General features: G+C 38.8%; 12 protein-coding genes and 1 pseudogene. 4 read left to right on the forward strand and 9 right to left on the reverse strand.

Going from position 1 to position 19,015, the window contains the following annotated elements:
- Positions 1 to 458: 458 nt before the first annotated feature.
- Positions 459 to 695 (reverse strand): helix-turn-helix transcriptional regulator, encoded by a 237-nt coding sequence (locus QL919_RS06635; protein WP_201634354.1) that lies wholly within the window; start codon positions 693 to 695, stop codon positions 459 to 461.
- A gap of 122 nt (positions 696 to 817) precedes the next feature.
- Between QL919_RS06635 and QL919_RS06640 the strand changes: the two genes are divergently transcribed.
- From QL919_RS06640 to QL919_RS06655, 4 genes are read left to right on the forward strand one after another with little or no spacing between them, the layout of a single operon-like run.
- On the forward strand, positions 818 to 1,033 hold the full coding sequence (locus QL919_RS06640; protein WP_045456309.1) for a hypothetical protein: 216 nt from the start codon (positions 818 to 820) through the stop codon (positions 1,031 to 1,033).
- 27 nt (positions 1,034 to 1,060) lie between these two features.
- Positions 1,061 to 2,284 (forward strand): site-specific integrase, encoded by a 1,224-nt coding sequence (locus tag QL919_RS06645; RefSeq protein ID WP_290188786.1) that lies wholly within the window; start codon positions 1,061 to 1,063, stop codon positions 2,282 to 2,284.
- Positions 2,281 to 2,574, forward strand: coding sequence for a hypothetical protein (locus QL919_RS06650; protein ID WP_290188787.1), 294 nt, complete (start codon positions 2,281 to 2,283; stop codon positions 2,572 to 2,574). The genes QL919_RS06645 and QL919_RS06650 overlap by 4 nt, the downstream gene beginning before the upstream one ends.
- A gap of 10 nt (positions 2,575 to 2,584) precedes the next feature.
- Positions 2,585 to 2,905, forward strand: a complete 321-nt coding sequence (locus tag QL919_RS06655; protein WP_290188788.1) for a hypothetical protein — start codon at positions 2,585 to 2,587, stop codon at positions 2,903 to 2,905.
- A gap of 400 nt (positions 2,906 to 3,305) precedes the next feature.
- Here QL919_RS06655 and QL919_RS06660 read toward each other — a convergent pair whose 3' ends face one another.
- From QL919_RS06660 to QL919_RS06695, 8 genes and pseudogenes are all read right to left on the reverse strand, one after another.
- Positions 3,306 to 6,152, reverse strand: coding sequence for a DUF499 domain-containing protein (locus tag QL919_RS06660; RefSeq protein WP_290188789.1), 2,847 nt, complete (start codon positions 6,150 to 6,152; stop codon positions 3,306 to 3,308).
- 134 nt (positions 6,153 to 6,286) lie between these two features.
- Positions 6,287 to 9,151, reverse strand: coding sequence for a DUF1156 domain-containing protein (locus QL919_RS06665; protein WP_290188790.1), 2,865 nt, complete (start codon positions 9,149 to 9,151; stop codon positions 6,287 to 6,289).
- Between the two features lie 22 nt (positions 9,152 to 9,173).
- Positions 9,174 to 12,713 (reverse strand): helicase-related protein, encoded by a 3,540-nt coding sequence (locus QL919_RS06670; RefSeq protein WP_290188791.1) that lies wholly within the window; start codon positions 12,711 to 12,713, stop codon positions 9,174 to 9,176.
- Positions 12,714 to 12,785: 72 nt separating this feature from the next.
- The gene (locus QL919_RS06675; RefSeq protein WP_290188792.1) at positions 12,786 to 14,828 is read right to left on the reverse strand and encodes a DUF262 domain-containing protein; all 2,043 of its coding nucleotides are present in this window, start codon (positions 14,826 to 14,828) and stop codon (positions 12,786 to 12,788) included.
- 17 nt (positions 14,829 to 14,845) lie between these two features.
- Positions 14,846 to 16,348: a DUF262 domain-containing protein gene (locus tag QL919_RS06680; RefSeq protein WP_290188793.1), complete on the reverse strand. Its 1,503-nt coding sequence runs from the start codon at positions 16,346 to 16,348 to the stop codon at positions 14,846 to 14,848.
- Between the two features lie 145 nt (positions 16,349 to 16,493).
- Positions 16,494 to 17,659: pseudogene (locus QL919_RS06685) on the reverse strand (IS3 family transposase).
- A 21-nt stretch (positions 17,660 to 17,680) separates the two neighbouring features.
- Positions 17,681 to 17,842 (reverse strand): hypothetical protein, encoded by a 162-nt coding sequence (locus QL919_RS06690; RefSeq protein WP_290188794.1) that lies wholly within the window; start codon positions 17,840 to 17,842, stop codon positions 17,681 to 17,683.
- Between the two features lie 19 nt (positions 17,843 to 17,861).
- Entirely contained in the window at positions 17,862 to 18,770 is a 909-nt protein-coding gene (locus QL919_RS06695) for an HNH endonuclease (protein ID WP_290188795.1), read from the reverse strand.
- Positions 18,771 to 19,015: the final 245 nt, after the last annotated feature.

Raw genomic sequence — 19,015 nt, forward strand, 5'->3', positions numbered from 1 at the left:
ACTTAACAGTGAGGCTTTTTTTTGTCCAATTTTCAAGGCCTGTAGCGATTTTTCAACAAAACTATCTTGGTAATAATTAAGAAAAACTAACGAATTAAAAAGAGCGTTTTTGGAACGGTGCCCACTTGGTGCCCAAACCGTGCCCTCCCCTAAAACTACGAATACGTATCTGACCACAACCTCGCTTTTTTTGGCTAAAAAACCATCATGACACCTAACCTAGTAAATTTGGCACTATGATGATTTTTGAACCCAACCTCAATTCAGCAAAAAACGTATTTTTTAGAGGCCTAAATTTTCCGAAATCCACTTCAGTTTTATAACATTCAAAATTAATTGTCGCTTAACCAGTGATGACTACAACCTAACATTAAAAAAAATTAGACCGAGTAAAATACTTATCGGCACTAAGCTTAACGATTTTCAAGACATTTCGAACAACCATCCTAGTAAGCATTCTAACTTTCTTCTGAAGCCCCTTCCTCACAAACTCCATCTTCTTCATAGAGGATAATATCTCCAGGTGTGCAATCTAGAAGCTTACAAAGCTCATTTAATGAATCAAAGTCTATTCTAGTGACTTCATTATTGTACATCCGATATAAAGTAGATCTTCCTAGTTTAGACATCCTGTCAGCATCCGCTACACGAATGCCTCTTTGTGCAAATAAAACAGGTAAATTGAGCTTAATCATACATAAAATCCTTAAAGTGATAACAAAGTTCTTGCAAGTGATAATATTTGCATATAATATGTACTCATTAGTGATAACTAATAACCCACTAATAGTAAATTTATTTCACATGGAGAACTATTATGTCACAGACCTATCTCACTACTCAAGAATTGGCTGAGCGTATTAAATACGACGCACGTACTATCCGTAACCAACTTAAGGACACTGTTTTGATTGAGAACATTCATTACATTCGTCCTTTTGGCGGTCGTAAGATTTTATATGTCTGGGAGCGCATCGAAGAAGATATGTGCAAACCTGTCATGAGCGCTATCAATGGCATGGCTTTACAGTAATTTTTATATAAACAAGGAGTTAAACCAATGGCCTCAATAAGATCGAGACGTGGCAAGCTATTTGTAGATTTTCGATATATGAATATGCGTTGCCGTGAGACAACAAATCTCACAGACAATCTAGCCAATCGAAAGAAGCTGGCTAAAATTATCGAAAAAATGGAAGCAGAAATAACCCTAGGCATCTTCGACTACGCTGCTTACTTTCCAAAAAGTGAACGGGCACAGGAGATGACAGCACTGGCTGATAGAGCGGAAGCTTGTATCAGTCGTAACCCAACCTTTAGGCAGTTTGTCGATATTTGGTATGAGGAGAAGAAGATTGAATGGCGGCCGAGCTATCGGCAAAAGACGCAGATTATCTTGGATAAGTACTTGTTACCTGAGTTTGGTGGTAAAGCAGTACATGCCATAAAAAAACCAGACTTGCTGACCTTCCGTAGCTCTCTCGCCAAAGTTCGTTACGGTAAAGATGGTCAGTCAAGTCTGTCAGTAGCACGAATCAACCAGATCATGATACTTCTTCGTATGATACTAGAAGAAGCGTCAGATCGCCATGAGTTTGAGATGCCTTATAAAAATATTAAGAATCTTAAGCAAGCTCGTCCGGATGTGAATCCTTTTACATTGAGTGAGGTATGGCTGATTTTAAAGCATGTACGCGCTGACTATAAGCCCTACTACACCATTCGCTTTTTTACAGGGATGCGTACCAGTGAGATTGATGGGCTTAAGTGGGAGTGCATTAACTTTGATCGTCGTGAGATCAGTATCAGAGGTGCATTAGTGAATGGTGAGATGGGTCCGACTAAGACGTTAGGTTCACAACGTGATATTGCAATGTCGCAGTTGGTCTATGACGCACTACAAGAGCAAAAGACTCGCACCTTTGGCAAGTCAGAGTTCGTATTCTGTAACTCACAAGGTAATCCGATGGAGTACCGTAATGTGAATAGACGGGTATGGAAACCCACACTTGCCCTCCTCGGTTTGAAACATCGGCGGGCTTATCAGACTCGGCACACGGCAGCGACGCTTTGGCTGGCTGCTGGTGAGAACCCTGAGTGGATAGCTCGGCAGATGGGTCACAGTAGTACGGAGATGCTGTTTCGGGTATATAGCCGCTACGTACCTGATATTACCCGTCAAGATGGCTCTGCGATGGATAATCTGCTACTTGCGAGCAAGGAAAAGTTAACCAACGCAGGAAATAGCTCTAATGCACAAACAGACAAGGAGACGTCACAATGACAATCATCAATTATGAAGAGCTGTTTGCTGAGTTTAAGCCTGACGGTGCAATCAGTGAGGATGCGAATAAGATTGCTAATGCATTGATGCGTGAGCTGTACGTTACATCGGGTCATAACCTCGCTCGCTTCTTAGGAGTAAAGCGCTGTTTTACTAACGATATGGCGATGCGTGTGTGGGTACAGAAGCGCTTGGATGCGAATCTTGACTATGTGATTGAGGATATGCGTTGTCAGCTTCAGAGCGAGCTTTATGAGCTATTACCGCACTCCGACTATGTCGGCTACTAAGGAGAATGTGATGAGTGTAAAGCTTCAGCCGAATATGACGCAGAACGCACGAGATCTAAGAATCTGTGAGGATTACTGGTCATATGATAACGAAAGTGATTATATCGCTCATATCGAAACCGTCTGTGAGGAGTATAAGATTAGCCCACAAGTGCTGTTCGAGATAATCGGTGAGTGTTTTGCTTATTTAGATGATGTGCGATGCGAGTACTGTGGTTATGTGTGCCCTTTACAGATACCAGCAGACATTCCTTATATGCGGGCAAAAGACAGTTGGTGCTGTGAGGTATGCGAGCATGCCACTTGGCGTGAGCATAATAACAGTAGATAGGTTACTTGATATATTTGAAGCCAAACAGCTTAGGTTGTTTGGCTTTTTCGTGCGCGCATTTCTCTTAAACACTGTCCAATTTAATTATGCCACTACAGTTAACAATTTGATTGTCGCTAAAGCGTGTCTTTTTCATAAAATTCTCCTGCTGATATATTTTAGCAGTTAATCTCTATTTCTAAGTGTTCTTATTTATTGGGGGGATTACCGCAGTATGTATGTGAGCATGATTTTTGGCAGACAGATAAGTATTAATAATAAGAAAAGCCAAACAGCTTAACGTTGTTTGGCTTTTCTATGTATAACATTTCTTATATTAAATACTGTTCAATTTTACTAGGCTTATAAATGAGCATTACGTATTTTCTTCCAGCGATAGAAATTCTTATTAACACAAACTCTACTCTTCTTCAAACTCTGAATTTTTAAAACCTAAAACATTACAATTTTCTTTAATCGTACGCTGTAAAGATTCATCGAAACCATCCTGAGATTTAGCTTGTATCTCAACTGAAATAGTTACTTCAATACCTAGCTTAGCTGTAAATTGCTGAACAACTTCATCAACAATAGTAGCAAAGTCCATCTTAGCTTTTACTGGATCAAGGTCAATACTTCCATAAAACTGCTTTTTTATGGTAGTCAGTTCTGACAATGCTCCTGCAGATACAGGTAATGTCGGTTGTGGTATAGCAGTTGGCACCAAGTCAATATCGGTATTAGTATAGCCGCCAATGTTATCATCTGGCTGATTAGTAGTTTCTAATTCAGGTGCAGGCTTTATCTTTTCTCGATAACTTAGCGCAGTATCTTTTTCAATCAATAATGCCGTATCATCTAAATAAGGTAAGGCACCTTTACCAAAACAAAAACCTAAATATTGATCTCCGTCCTTACCAGAAGCAAAACCAAAGAAATCTTCATTTTCTAAACCATTAACGAGAGCATCTTTATATACTTGTTCATTAAGAAGCCTTGGCAAATATAGGTACTGGCAAATATCGCGATAGACCTGTAATGCACTTATATCAGACTTAGCATCAGGTGTACCTTTTTTGAAATACAGCTGTTCTAGCAGTTTCTTTAAATGTATAGGTGACCACTCTGTAATGATCCACTCTTCCTCATGTAATCGATTTTCGATTTCCTGAACTAAATTTGAAGAATTAGTTGATACAGAAACAGTTTCCCACTCTATATTTTTATCAGTCGCTTTAGGTTGCTCCGGACAAAGCAACCATTTATAAGCTTCACGTGCCATTTGTTTCAGGCTAACTTGGGCCTCATTTGCACTGTTCTCTGCAAGTTTTACTTGAAATAAATCAAGATTTAACTTACCTTCATTAATATCTGAGACAATAGCGCGCCAAGCTAAATATGTACGGGCAGCATCTTTCAAACGACCAACAACATCTTTATCTGCTGCAAAGAAGATTAAACGATTACGTTTCTGGCGAGGTTGGTCTCCACGGTAGGATAAAATATTTTCAGCAGCAGCAATAGCATCACTATCGTCCCTTTTTGTATAGCTTTCATGGGGAGGCAAAACCACCAATCTTGGGCCAATTCCCCATTCATCTGGTACGTCACTTGAACTCGTAAATACATGAACACCTGCAAAAAAACCTTTCTTAGCAAACATAGCAGTTATATGACTTTTTAATTCACTATTTATAACAAGTTCATCTATATTTTGCTTACGGCTTTCCATTTCCCGTCGTAAATTAGGCTTAGTATCTAACCAGAAACGGTCTTGATCTGAGTACAGATAATGCAACCTATCTCGTAAGCGTTTAAGTACATCATCAAATACTCCGATATTCTGTCCAGGCTGAGCAGAACCTAATATAATTCTTTCTAACTGAATACCTTTTATGACTTGATTACGTGAACTTGGTGCACTGCCTAAGAATATAGAGCGCATAGTACGTTTAGCTGCTTGCACACTACCAAAACGAGTATCATCTCCATCTATACGGTATGGTTCTGAACGCTCGCCGTCTACCTCACGTTCAATGACAGGCTCCCATCCTTGTGGCAAATAATGGATACTTTTATGGCGAACTGTACTATCACTTAAAGGAATAGAACCTGGCATAATCATGGCATCCTGATTATTATCATTCCATAAGCGATGAATAATAACTGCCATATACTGAAGGACACCCCTTGTACGTTGAAACTTATCTAATGTAGACCAGTCTTCATACAAGCGATCAAAAATCTCTGGATGAATAGGATAAGAAGAGCACATTCGTTCGTAGTAAAGGTGAGTTATTGTTTCTTCTGGGAAGTATCGTGCATTTACTTGATAGAAACTACTAAAGTTATGACAGGTACTTTCAATTTGATTTCTTTCACCAGCTGACTCGAATAAACGCCGACGAACAATTTCAAATGCCTCTTCAGCAGCGACAGGCTTCCAAACAGATTCGACACGGCCAAAATGCTTTTCTAAAGCATTTAAGGTGTTTTGACCAAATGTATCGCCAACTTCAGTTTCAGATTCTGGCAGCGATGCTAATAATACAGCATTGGGTACGGTCTTAAATGCCTCTGTTAAGGCTTGTATGAACTTCAAGTTAGCTTCATAGGTGCCAGCATTAAGAGTTTTTCCCGGTGTTAAGTCACTAAAAAACTTCTGTAACTCATCTATCAGTACGACACAAGGAGCGGCTTTAGTAAGTAAGTCAGCCAGTACATCTTTACCTGGTGCTGTTCCATCACGATCAGAAGCTGCGACTAGTGCGTAACCTGCTTCTCCTAAAAGTTGCCAAGCCATCTCCCCCCATAGAGTGTTTGCACAAATTTCACCATGTTGTTTACCTTGACTAACTGACAACGCAATACCGTCTAGAACGGCAATGTTAGCTCTAGGTAAATCGTGAATACCTGCTTCATCTAGCAAAGGTGGAATGCCTTGTAGCTTATCAGTGCTGACTTTACGATTTGCTAAGTGCAAAACCGTTAGCATAGTATGAGTTTTACCACCACCAAATGAGGTTTGTAACTGAATAACTGGATCGCCACCCTTGCCTACTAAGCGCTGGGCTACTGACATCAGCAGTAGTCTCATCCCTTCAGTGATGAACGTACGTGCAAAAAACTTTTCGGCATCTTGATATTCAGGTGGTGCTGTCCCATTAGACACTTGCGTAATATCTGCTGCAAATTCCGATTGCTTGAACGTACCTTCTAAAACATCTTTATGTGGACGTGCTATCTCACGCCAAGGCTTTAAACTCATAACCAAACCCTTTTTAATTATCTTTGATAAGTATGTAGCCGAATTTATTTAGTTAAGCATAATTGAGCCGAACAGCCATTCAGTTTGCTCATATTTTCTGAAATATTTCAGCTCAACTCTTTATTGCTTGACCTTTAAAAATCTAACTCTTGTGTTGTACCATAATGTCTTACACCTGCTTCATGAGATGCTGCAACAATGGCATGCCAAGAGCCAATCAGTTCGTTGTAAGCTCGAGCTTCTTCGGCCCATTTTTTTCGTTCACACAAGGTATATAAGTGATAGGCTAACTGGCGAATTGGTTCACCGCGCTCAGGCATATTTGCCAAAAGTGCACCAGCTGCACTTTCGCTATCTTGCTTCAAAGCTCTAATCAACTGATGACATGCTTCCCAAATCGGCGTACGAGTATCAGTATGGGGATTCCAGTCATTTGGATATTCACTCCATTGTAAGAGGCGCACCTTACCTCCCGCAGCTTCGACGACTCCTGCACTATGTACGCCATCTACAGAGGTACCTTTAGCCCGAGCGAGTGTGTCTGCTTCACCAAATAAACCCTCTCCCCAGCCATATTGACTAAACCAGTTATCACAAAATAAGGTGTCGGCATCGAAGTTACCGCTATCAGGATTTAAGTAATCGGTTATAGAACGGTTAATTAGTACTAGCGCTTCATGTACACTTAGCTTACTACCATCTTGATTGAGAACATCAGCGTACTTGGAGTAAATAGCCATGCCAGGACCAATAGCTGCTTGAGCCAAATCTACTGGGGCAATAGGAGTTGCTCCAGTTTCACCACCGACCATCGCCTCTAGTGCCTCAGGCATCTGAACACGTAATTCACGTTGAAACTCACGTCGAGAGATAGACTCAGCTTCAATCTTACGTTTTTTACAGACTAGTATTACCGATGATGCTAAAGCATTTGTTCCATTACCAACTACGCGACCCACCTTCTCTGTTCTGACAGGCCAAGTGCCATCAATAGAAAATCCAGCTCTGATCACAGCTTCTAAAAATGTTTCCCAACCAGTACTAGAAGTACTATTTTCTTTAGTTTCTGATTGTTTAAAAGCATAGTAAATAGTAACAGGAAATGCAGGATGGCCAAGTTCTACCATTTTTCTAATAGCATCAGTCATACCATTTTCAAAAAACGTATTAGCCGCTTCTCTTGTTTCATGGCGAAATTTTAATGCAGTAAGTTCATTAGCTTTTGGAACAGCTAAAGTACTAAAAACTTCAGGATATAGCTTTTTTAGTGCTTTTCTTTGAATACCGTAAAAGAAGTCAGATAAATCAGCATACGCAATATTATCGTAATAGGGGGGGTCAGTAGAAATAACCTTGTTTGTACTGATATCTTGATTTATTGCATCTGCTTGATAGACATACCCTTCACTACCATATCCTAAAGCTAGAAATGCCTTACACAATCTTTCAAAAAGGTTCTTAAAGCTTCCCGTAGAGTTTGAAAATGGATTAACCTCTGCAAAATCCCAAGCCATAGGTATAGCTTGTCTTGCGAATACACTTCTCATTTGGTTATTAGGAGCATTCCAACCACAGATAGAGGCACCATGGTTTGCAATTTGACTTATCAAGAAAGAAAGATATGTTTTAATAGCTTTTTCATATTCTATATCTAGTTCTTTAGACGGTAAATCTTCTAATACTTCCATCATTGTATTAAGTACTAACAACTGTCTGTTGGTAAAAACACTACCCCATGTCTCTAGTCCATAAGCATAGCAGGTTCCCCCTGTTAGCTTAGCAGGAAGATCCAAAGAAGATTCCCATGTACGAGGAATTCCCATAGCAGTTTCTTCATGATCTGAATTTGGAGATAAAAATATTCTTTCTTTTTGCCCTTCAACAACTACACACATTAACTTCTGGGATAAAGTACCTATTTTTGCTTGCTCTTTAACATGCTTAAGAGTAACGGGACTATCGCTATAAATACACTGAAAGGAGTTTCTGGATAGCTTTGTACCATTTTTTTTTGTTAACCAATCAGACGTTCTACCTTTCATAACTTTAAAATTAAATGAATTCCCTTCGATCTGCAAATCTACATACGCTTCCTTACCCTTTTTATCAGAAACTACGAATGATGATACCAAAGGTGTTTCATTAGCTTCAAATGCTGGGTTAGGACTTTTTACCGTTCTTGCCCATAGCCAAGCAATGACTGTTAGCTCTTCACCTTTATATTTTTCAAGATCGGGTCGCTCAGCTACCATGTCATCTGTAATTTTAACTTTAGGATATAAATCCCCAATACGTTTAAAAGCTTCTTCACGCATCCAATACCCGTAGCGACGCACATCTTCTGCTAAACCTTTAGACCCTTGCCAATCTTCAAGCAGATTTTGTTGCTTATCACCCTTAGGTATTGGCCCTACTGGGACCTGCCCAGCAAACTTCGGTGGGATTTCAATCATTGCTTTGTTGATCATTACTGCTATTGGATTTAAATCTGATGCATGGCTTTCTAGCCCCAGACGTTGCGCTTCCAAAGGTATAGCCCCGCCACCAGCAAACGGATCATGAAACGCAGGTAACTCTTCAGGATTAAACAATTCAGCAGCCTGTGGATGTTTGCGATTTAAATAACAAGTCTCGCGCCAACTTTCTCTTATGGCCTCACGTGCGCGGTTCAGCACCTCTTCGTTATTAGTATTTTCCCACTTCACAAGGTCACGAATAATATCAAATAGCTTCTCTCGCTTAACTTCAGCTTCTTTTTTATTGACGCCGTACTTAAAACCATCGTCTTGCTGGTAGCCTGGATCATTCACCATTTGCGCGAAAATAACTGCACGTGCTACAGCAAGAGGTCGACGTGCCCACCAGAGATGTAACGTACTTGGATGACCATGTCGTATCGATTTCTCACGTTCTGCTGCTATATTAATCTCATCTAGTGGCAGTGCTACTTCAATCAGCTTTTTCGGACTATAGATTTTAAACTCGTGTGGGTTTGACATTGAATACTCTTATATATAGATCTTAGATAGTTTCACTTGGTGAAACGGCTTTTGATATTAGTTCGCTTAATTCATAGTTAATACTAGCAACACCGAATTCTGGCTCTATCGTAAATGGGTTCTTGATATAGTATGGTCCTTCATAATCATTATTATCTACAATCACAATAGCAAGAATAAATTTATCTGCTTGATTTAAGCCATAGATGATCTCGTTACGACTAACAGTAATAGTAGTTTGTCCTTTGGAGCGACCTTTTACTTCGATATGCCGATCAGGCAAGATAGATCCATCAGGATTAATATTGGGACGAGCAGTAATGTCCCAACCGCATTTCTCTGCACTCATATCAGTCACTTCATGACCCATCTCTTGTTCAGATTTTATAACAGCGTTCATAGCTACGCGCTCTACTCGAGCGCGAGCAGCAGCATCTACAACGAACCCTGTATCGCCTTTCCGCTGGGCCAATAACCCCTGCGGGATGATCAATGCACCACCGATCACTACTGGCGTACTTGACACTACTTCTTTGAGCTCTATTAGCTCTTTAGTACGCTGCTGCAGTCTTGCACTTAGGTCATCTACGCGACGACGTGCCATTTCTAGTTGCATTTGAGGTTGTTTTCCAACTTTTACAGCATCTTGGAGCGTAATATAACGATCTGACCAATAGTTGATTTCTTTTACCAGACGCTCTTTCACTGCAGCAAGGGTTTTATCTGATTGAAGCTCTCGCCGGTGTTTCACAACATCAAAGTGTTCTGGTGCCATCTTATTGGAAGCATAGCCCACGGCTAAAACTTCAAGATTGTGGCTTAGCCAATCTGCACGCAGAATATCACTTATAAGCTGATAATCATAATCTTCTATAGGCTTTAAATCTAAATGTGGCGCCCATCCTGCATTAGTCGCCTCGCCTTTTTCATTCACTTCAATGAACTGTAATCGTCGTGAGGCTATAAGTGCTTCATTACTTGATTCTCGTACAGTGTGATCTATCATAAACAGTATCTTGACTTCAGTACTATCGTCATTTGGATCGACCAATACGGCACCTTGCTTAAGCTTCGATCGGTGCGCTTGTAATATTAAATCAGTGGTAGCGTGCATCAAAGGATGAATAGGATGAATCATGTCTGACATTGGCTTGCCAGGTTGATTGATATATCGTTTTTCAAAGCATATTCTTTCGTATTTCTTTAAAACTGGTGTACGGCTTTCACCAATAATTCGATCACGTTCACGAATAGCAGCTGGTACATGACTTACTTCATAACGGCCTGATTCGCGTGACCTTAAATCGCCACCTAAAGACTTAAACGCCTCTGTAAAAAATGCTCGGATGAAATATGGTTGTAGTTTTCGGGCTTCTGCTTTTTCCATCTCCTCTTTAATGGCGTATAAACCATCAAGACCCATATGCTGATCTACTAAAGCATTTCGTTTAATAATTTCTTTAAGATGGTTTGTATCAAGTGCACCCTCGATTACCTCATGCATCTTAGCTTTTATTTCAGGGTCGTCACCATAGCGAATCGCTTCTATCAGCAGCTCTTTAAGTGAGATATTATCAAAAGCCTCACCCAAGACGTCAAAAACCTTTCCACCTAAGGCTTTTTTCTCTATTTCTATTTTCTCAAAAAGCTTTTGAAAAACTGCTCCTTCACGTGTTTCATCTGCTACGATATTCCATAAATGACATATTTCTGTCTGCCCAATTCGGTGAATCCGACCAAACCTTTGCTCTAGTCGGTTTGGATTCCATGGTAAATCGTAATTCACCATTAAATTGGCGTTTTGAAGGTTAACCCCTTCTCCTGCTGCATCAGTGGCTACCAATACAATGACTTCTGGATCGAATCGGAACTCTTCTTGCGTCTGACGCCGTTTATCTCGACTAGTGCTACCAGAAATAGTTCTCACAGCGTTGTCATTACCAAGCATATCTTTAATACGTTCCACTAAATAATTCAAAGTGTCTTTATGCTCAGTGAATATAATTAACTTGCGACGAGTTCCCTTAGATGTAAACATTTCAGGGGTATCCTGAAGTAAATAAGACAACTCTTCCCATTTTTTATCATTACCAGATTGTACAATTGCTAATGCTCGATGTTCAAGACTCTTAAGGCTAGCTATTTCCGCCTCAAACTCAGGGATAGTTTCAGCAGCAGATGCTCGATCAACAACTTGCTCTGTATACATCTCATACTCTTCTGCAGTTAAATCCTCATCAAGTTCATCAAGATTATCTGGTATGTCTATTCTTTTTTGTACGTTGTATTCAATGAACGTTTCAGCCACTGTATTTGTACCTTTAGAACCTCCACGTACTATATGCTTAGTCTCTTCTAAGCGAGACTCTAAGCGCTTACGACGACGTTTTAAAGATTGGTATATTGCCTCAGGGCTTGAAGCCAAACGACGCTGTAACATCGTTAAGGCAAAACCAATATTATTTTTCTTTTGACCACCAAGACGATCAGCTCGGTTCATTTCTTCACGAACATATGTCGTTACTTCGTCATAAAGCAACGCTTCCATATCAGACAGCTGGTAGTTTGCAGTATAGGCACGGCGCTCAGGAAATAATGGTGTGCCATCAAACTTAAGTAACTCTTCTTTCACCATACGGCGCATTATGTCAGACACATCTACTTTATGAGCACCTTCACGGAACTTTCCATAAAAACGATCACCATCCAATAATGACAGCCAAATTTGAAAGTCTTCTTCTTTACCATTGTGCGGCGTTGCCGTCATTAGTAGATAGTGTCGTGTTATAGAGCCTAGAAGCTCCCCAAGAAGAAAGCGCTTAGTTTTCTTAATTTCATTACCAAAATAATTCGCAGATAACTTATGTGCCTCATCAACAATAATTAAATCCCATTCAGTATTTCTAAGTTTGTCTTGCAACTCTTCGCTTCGAGATAATTGATCGAGTCTACAAATCAGCTGATTGGACTCATCAAAGTAATTACCAGATGCGCATTGCTCTTGTTTTTCACGACTAAAAATATCAAATACAACACCAAATTTCTCGAGAAGCTCATCTTGCCATTGTTCAGTCAGTGATCCCGGGGAAACAATAAGAATTCGCCTTGCATCGGCTCTCATCAACAATTCACAAATCAACAAGCCTGCCATAATAGTTTTACCTGCGCCTGGGTCATCAGCCAGCACAAAACGCAGTGGTTGCTTAGGCAGCATCACTTCATAAACAGCTGAAATCTGATGCGGTAAAGGCTCCACGTTAGAAGTATGTACTGCCATCATAGGATCAAATAAAGCTGCTTGGCTAATCCGATACGCCTCTAACCCCAACTGGAAATCTGCTCCTGGAGCGTCGAATCCCCATGCTCGGCCTACTGTCGCCAATTCTAAGCGGGCTTCATCAGAACGAAACAACATCTGCTCACCTAATTTACCCTGGCTATCTTTATAGTAGACAGTAACAGCATGCTCACCCACTCTTTCAACCTGAACAATACGAACAATTTCGTCAGATTGAATACCACGTATCTGAGCATTTTTTTTAATACTTTCGAGCTTTAGCATTACTGTTCCTTAATTTACTTTTTATATAACAGCAAGAAATTTCGAGTATTTAAAAATAATGAAACAAACATATCAAGCTATACCTTTTAATTTTTGTTCTATATCTTCCTGCAGGATTTTGACCATATCATATCTATGTGAATCGATAGTCTTAATGTTCCAGTTTTCTTGAGCAGTTTGCATCATTAACTCTAACTTTAGACTCAGAGGCGCCATTCTATTACGTTGGCTGTTTAGTATCTCTGTCTTCTGTTTAGGAGTATCGTTACTTAATGATGAATTCTCACTGCTACCCATTAAACATAGGTTGCCAAAACTATGTAACTTATCTTCAGGTAATATTTCATTGATTCTAGAAGTCTGAGGTGAGAAGTGCTCTTTAGAGTTTTTAAAACTAAATCTAAACTCTTTCTTCTTCGATATAGCAACTTTACTGTCTTTCCACAATAAGTAATCTAAGTAATTAAAAACAAAAACAGCAACCTTGTCATATCTCAAATGACATTCAAAATCATAATCTGAATGACTAAGTTTATAAGGTAGTATGCTCAGCTCTGCACTACTAGCATACATAAATTTAGGATAATCATTAGGTTTAGCTAATAAGTATCTATTAACTATAAAATCTCTACTGAGATTTTCTAAAAAATTCAAATAACTTTCTGCAGTCAATGAGTTCAAGTGCTCATCTTGGCTTAACCAATACAGCACTGCAGATAACCAATTTTTGCGAGAGTTAGTTGGGTAAGAAACATGAAATGCTGATATAAGCATCAAGCAAGATAACGTACTATCATTCAGATGATCTTCGTCACCACTAAAACTATCTACATAATTGCTTGAGCTGCTCTCATACAATTTATAGCGCTTCAAAGACCAACTTTCTCTATTACTAGCATTGTCTCTTTTAATAATATAACGATCAAAAAGATAGCGAGTTTTGAGCAAAGTGAAGATAAACTCCTTTACTTTGATAGCTTGTGGATCTTTAAAGTTATCAAATGCTGAGAGCAAAATTTTATCATCTAATGCAGGAAGTTCTTGAATAGAATTCGATGTAGGGTCAAGATAAATACGCAGTACATGCATTAAAAAGTTAGGAAAATCTATTACACTATCAAAACGCTCTTGTTTAATATCTCGATTATCAGTTATTTGTTGTTTATCTGGCTTATGTATTGCACCTTTATCAATAGAGGCAGCTAACGATAATGGTTCAATTTTAGTATTCTCTCCGTCAGAACTATTCTTATAATCTTTACCTAAAACGGCAATTGCAATCTTATCAAAGCTATCAATTATAAAATCTTCTGCACTTGAACCAAATATCGCTTTTCGTTCATCAACTGAAAAACCTGTTTGCACATAACTATTCATATCTGCGCAGGCAAGCCACACCTTTTGGAGGGTAGCCATAGCTATGTCTTTGTTATCTAAATCACTTTCTTGGATAATAGACAGTAGGTGAGCTTTAACTACCTCATGTTTCTCTAACTGTTCACCACGATTATTCATCACTTCAAAGTAGTGAGTAACATCAGTATTTTTTGGTACTGTTATTCTAAAAATTTGAACATCATTTAATAGATAACTCGCAAAAACCTCTAACTCATTCTCCTGTTTAAATGTTTCTGAAATCACTCTTTCGATAATTTTAAAACCATTGAATATTGAGCTGTTAAACTCTTTACTATAGCTAGTCTCAATCAAATTCGAAAATATATTATCAGTACTGGTTTGACTATTAAAAACTTTAAAAAGTCTGTTTATGGCTAAATCTGATTTTGGTCGACTTTCAAAACATAAATTAGGTCTCTGATATTTAGGGAAGATTAAGGGAAGTCGATATTTTAGATAACACGCAATTAAGCTTAGAGTTGTGAAACGTTGCTGCCCATCTAGTATTTCAAAAAAATCTGCTCGTTTGTGTACTACTAGACTACCTAAATAGTATGTTTGAGAGTTATTTTTTAAAGAAAAGTCCTGAATATCATTTATGAGCTGCCTAATTTGAGCCTCTTCCCAGTCATAGTTACGTTGATAAACAGGAACTCTGTAATTATCTTCGTTGAGTAGTGTTTGTATTGTCAGGCTATGTTCTTCGTTGCTACTCATTTTTTTATCCTTATTTATTAAGTTGGTAGGTAGCCAAGCTTTGCAAATAGCTCTTTAATACCTTCAACATTCGTTGCTTCTACCTTTTTAGGCTGCGGTAAAGGTTTACTCAAGAAATCTACAGAAGATAATGCTTGCTGTAAACGCTCGAATAGATTATCTGTCCCGATATACTTTTCAATACTTTCTAAATAGACACTTTTCTTTTCTAAACGTAGTGAATAAGCCCAAATAAATATATATTCAATGGCTCGCGGTAAATCATTACCTCCAAAACGGTCGTAATAGCATAGAACCAATGCGTCAAACATACGCCGTACATATTGGTCGCCTCTTCTTGAGCGTCCTTTGTAAGCATACTCAGGCGAATCGGTGTTAAGTACTAAAAAAATATTAAATGCTGTTGGTCTTTTTGCTATTTCCTTAATAGATGTGCCTGTTTTAGTGTGGTGTCTACTTGTTATGGCATAGAGCCATTCCTGAGAATTGCTATCTATATCTATAGTTTTATTCAATAATGGTTGGATCATCTTCTGATAATGTGCAACCCACTCAAAAAAACGGCGTCCATTAATTAAGGTTTGATTTAACTGAAATGGGTATACCATTACTTGTTGATCAAGTAATCGATGTGAATGATGGTTATAGCTGTCGACCGTATTGTGAACTATTCTCAAATTTTCTTGAAAAGGATAGCTATCGCTATCTAATTTCATACCTTTGAATACATTAACCTCAGACTTAGAGAAGTGCACAGCTTGCTTTCCAAGACTCCAGCGGCGAATAGGGTAAAGATAGTTAGCAAATAAAACCTCTAAACTTTTAGTGTTTTGCTGCTCCCAAGATTCAACAACGTTCTGTTTTAAAAGATTTTCAGAGTCAGGGAACTCGCGTAAATGGAATGCTTTTAGCAGGTCATGAGGATTTAAATCAAGTCCACGTGCATTCTGTGAATCGAAGAATTGAAAAGCTTCTGATAAATCATGAAGTGTCACTTGAACTACTTCACAATGATTAAGTAGAAAATCTAAAACTTCAGAAGTAAATTCTGGACTGTCTACATATCTTCTAATGATTTCATAGTTTTTACTTAAGTTTTTCTGAGTTTCACTACAGTCAGGGAGCTCTATTTCTAAAGGTGTAAAACTATCGAACTGCTCTGTGAACCTGTTTGAATCAATAGCTGATTTCATTATTAACAGCAACGTTAATGTACGTTGCTGACCATCAACTAAGTCAGCCTTAGTCTGATGACCTCCCTTATTAGCATGTTGGTGTAAAACAACAGTTCCCAAGCGATAAAAATTATCTGGATTATCAGGACTGTCTAACCTATGACCAATTCTTTTACACTGGTAGTATAGGTCTGATAGTAAATCGACTATGTTTTTTGCTGTCCAGCGATAAGGTCGTTGATAAACTGGTATTACTAATTTTTTATCTGAATACTCTTTTTTAGATAAAAATTCTGAAATTTTTATTACTTTGTAGCCTGCACTTTTATTGATTAATGGAATCATTAATATATACCTATTAGATTTAAATTTTTTCTGCTACTAAGAGTACATAGCTATAGTGTGTTTGATTCTTTAAGTGCAATTCTAAGATATTTAAAGGTATGACCCCTGCCGTCAAATCCGTACAGTTAAACTTGGGAGATTTTAATTACGCAGCCTGACGATAGTAATCAAACCACACCTGTCTTGGCGATTTATAGCTCAAGCCCTTTTGAATCCTAGTTTGGTTGTAATATAGCTCGATGTATCTAATGATATCGGTAATGGCGGCAAACCTTGTTTTATAATCCTTATGATATACCAGCTCATTCTTTAATATGCTCCAGAAGCTTTCTATGGGTGCGTTATCAAAGCAATTACCTTTGCCACTCATTGAGCCTATAAACTGGTGCTGTTTAATGATTTTATGATACGCATGGCTACAGTATTGACTACCTCTGTCTGAGTGCACAATTAATCCTTTATTAGGTCGTTTGTTTTTGATTGCCATATTTAGTGCTTTGCAAACTAAGTCAGCAGTCATGCGTTTGTTGATAGCGTAACCGACCAACTCTTTGGTATATAAATCTTTCACTCCTGCTAAGTACAGCCAGCCCTCATTTGTCCAGATATAAGTAATATCGCTCACCCAAGACTCATTAGGGCAACTGGCATCAAACTGCTGATCCAGCACGTTTGGATAGACAAGCTTGTTGTGATTAGAGTCGGTGGTCACTTTAAAGCGCTTATGACGACGACATTTAATGCCGTGTTACTCTTTGATGCTTCTTACCATATACAGGCTAATGTTATGGCCTTGCTCGCTTAGATGAGCATGCAGTCGATCTACGCCATAACGTTCTTTCGTTTCATTGTGAGCCGCTTTAACCAGTAATTCAGACTGGTTGCGATGTATCTGTTGGTCGCTGAGATCACGACTTAGCCAGTCGTAATAGCTTGATGGCTTAACCCTTAACACACGGCACATAGTGGTGATGCTAAAGAAGTGCTTGTTGTCTTTGATAAAGGCGTACCTGACTAACTGTGCTTGGCAAAGTACGCCGTCGCCTTTTTTAAGATCTCGCGTTCCTCTTCAGCCACTTTAAGCTGCCGCTTGAGCTGCTTTATTTCTTGAAGAGCACTCATAAGATCAGGATCATATTGCTCTGTGCCGACAAGCTTGCCTTGATTGGCTTTGTTATGCCAATTTGATAGCGTTTGCATGGAAATGCCAAGCTGCTTTGCAGTGGCTGAGATATTGCCATTATTGTCTGATATCTTCTTGACGGCCTCTGCTTTAAATTCGTCACTGTAGGTTCTTACTTTCTTGGTCATGATAAACTCCGATTAATACGCTTAGTTTACCAAGTTTACTTGTACGGTTTTGTCAGCGTAGCTCAGCTGATTAATAAATAGCTCGGATAAATCATGCATATCTATGCTTAACGTTTGACAAGCAAACTCAACGGCATTTTCATCATAATAGTTAAGGGTGCTTTTGAATGATTGTTTGGTCATAAGGTGACATATCTATTTATCAGGCTCTAAGCTGTGGTAGCAAGCTAGGGTTAATAGTACGGAGCTTTATACTTGGTTCTGGTGACCAGACCAAATCCTCATGTTCCACCGCTATTTGATAGGCCCACTGGCTAATCGTCTCTGAGCGTTGCTGGTTGGTTATAAAACCTATGGTTTTTGCTTGCCGTTCAATCGTATGACCATATTGCTGATTGCGCTCTAACCACTTCTCATAAAACAGCTCTTCAGCAAGATAGTCACGTTTGCTGTTGTTACAGCGATGATCAGTAAGTACGAAGTTGTGAGTGGTATCAATGGGATATTTCGACCAAGGAATGAAATGATCGACCTCGATATTATTTTTTAAAGCTTTATGACAATAGAAGCATTGCCCTTGTTGGGTATCAATTAATATAGACTCTAAGACCTTTAAGCTTTGTCTTGATTGATGAAATAGAAATTGTTGTAGGTCAATATCATCGCTAAAGTAAGGTTGATTGTGACGGTTTTTACGCACAAACTCAGTCCAGTATTGTTGGCAAAGCTTATGAATTATCCGACTGAAACGGGTAAAGCAATATGCGATTCCAGGCATCAGTACTATCGCGTTTGCTTTAGGATTATAAACATATAGAAATTCGCGACTGACCTTATCTTGTGCACTTTGTAAATACTTTGCCGGGTTGTTCTTAATAGTCTGAGCAACCTCTTTAATCGTTGACTGCCACTTTTTAATATCACGCGTCCGAGCTATACGTATGCTGGTATTTTTAGTCTCTTGTTGCAATTTCAGTATGTTAGTAACAACCTTAGCTTGTTTCCCTACATTACTCTGTTTTAATACAGAGTCATCATCTTGATGTGAAAACGGTAGTGTTTGTGTCCAATAAAGCTGAAAAAACTGCTCAGCTAACTCTTCATAGGACATACTGCACTCACTATTATCATTAATAGCTGATTCTATAGAAAGGTTTGTAATCGCCATTAATAAAGCAAATTTATAAGTCGAGGTATAAGAGCTAGACTCCAGCAACCATTGGATACGTCTTAGAAAGTTAAGCTGGAATTCTGATGTTGGCACTATAAAACCTTTAGAGATGCGATTAATTAACTCACTGTATTCCAGACTTATACGGCTAAGCCTTTCATTATGTAATACTTGGTCTATAGACG

Source organism: Psychrobacter sp. APC 3426 (assembly GCF_030408035.1).
Lineage (GTDB): Bacteria > Pseudomonadota > Gammaproteobacteria > Pseudomonadales > Moraxellaceae > Psychrobacter.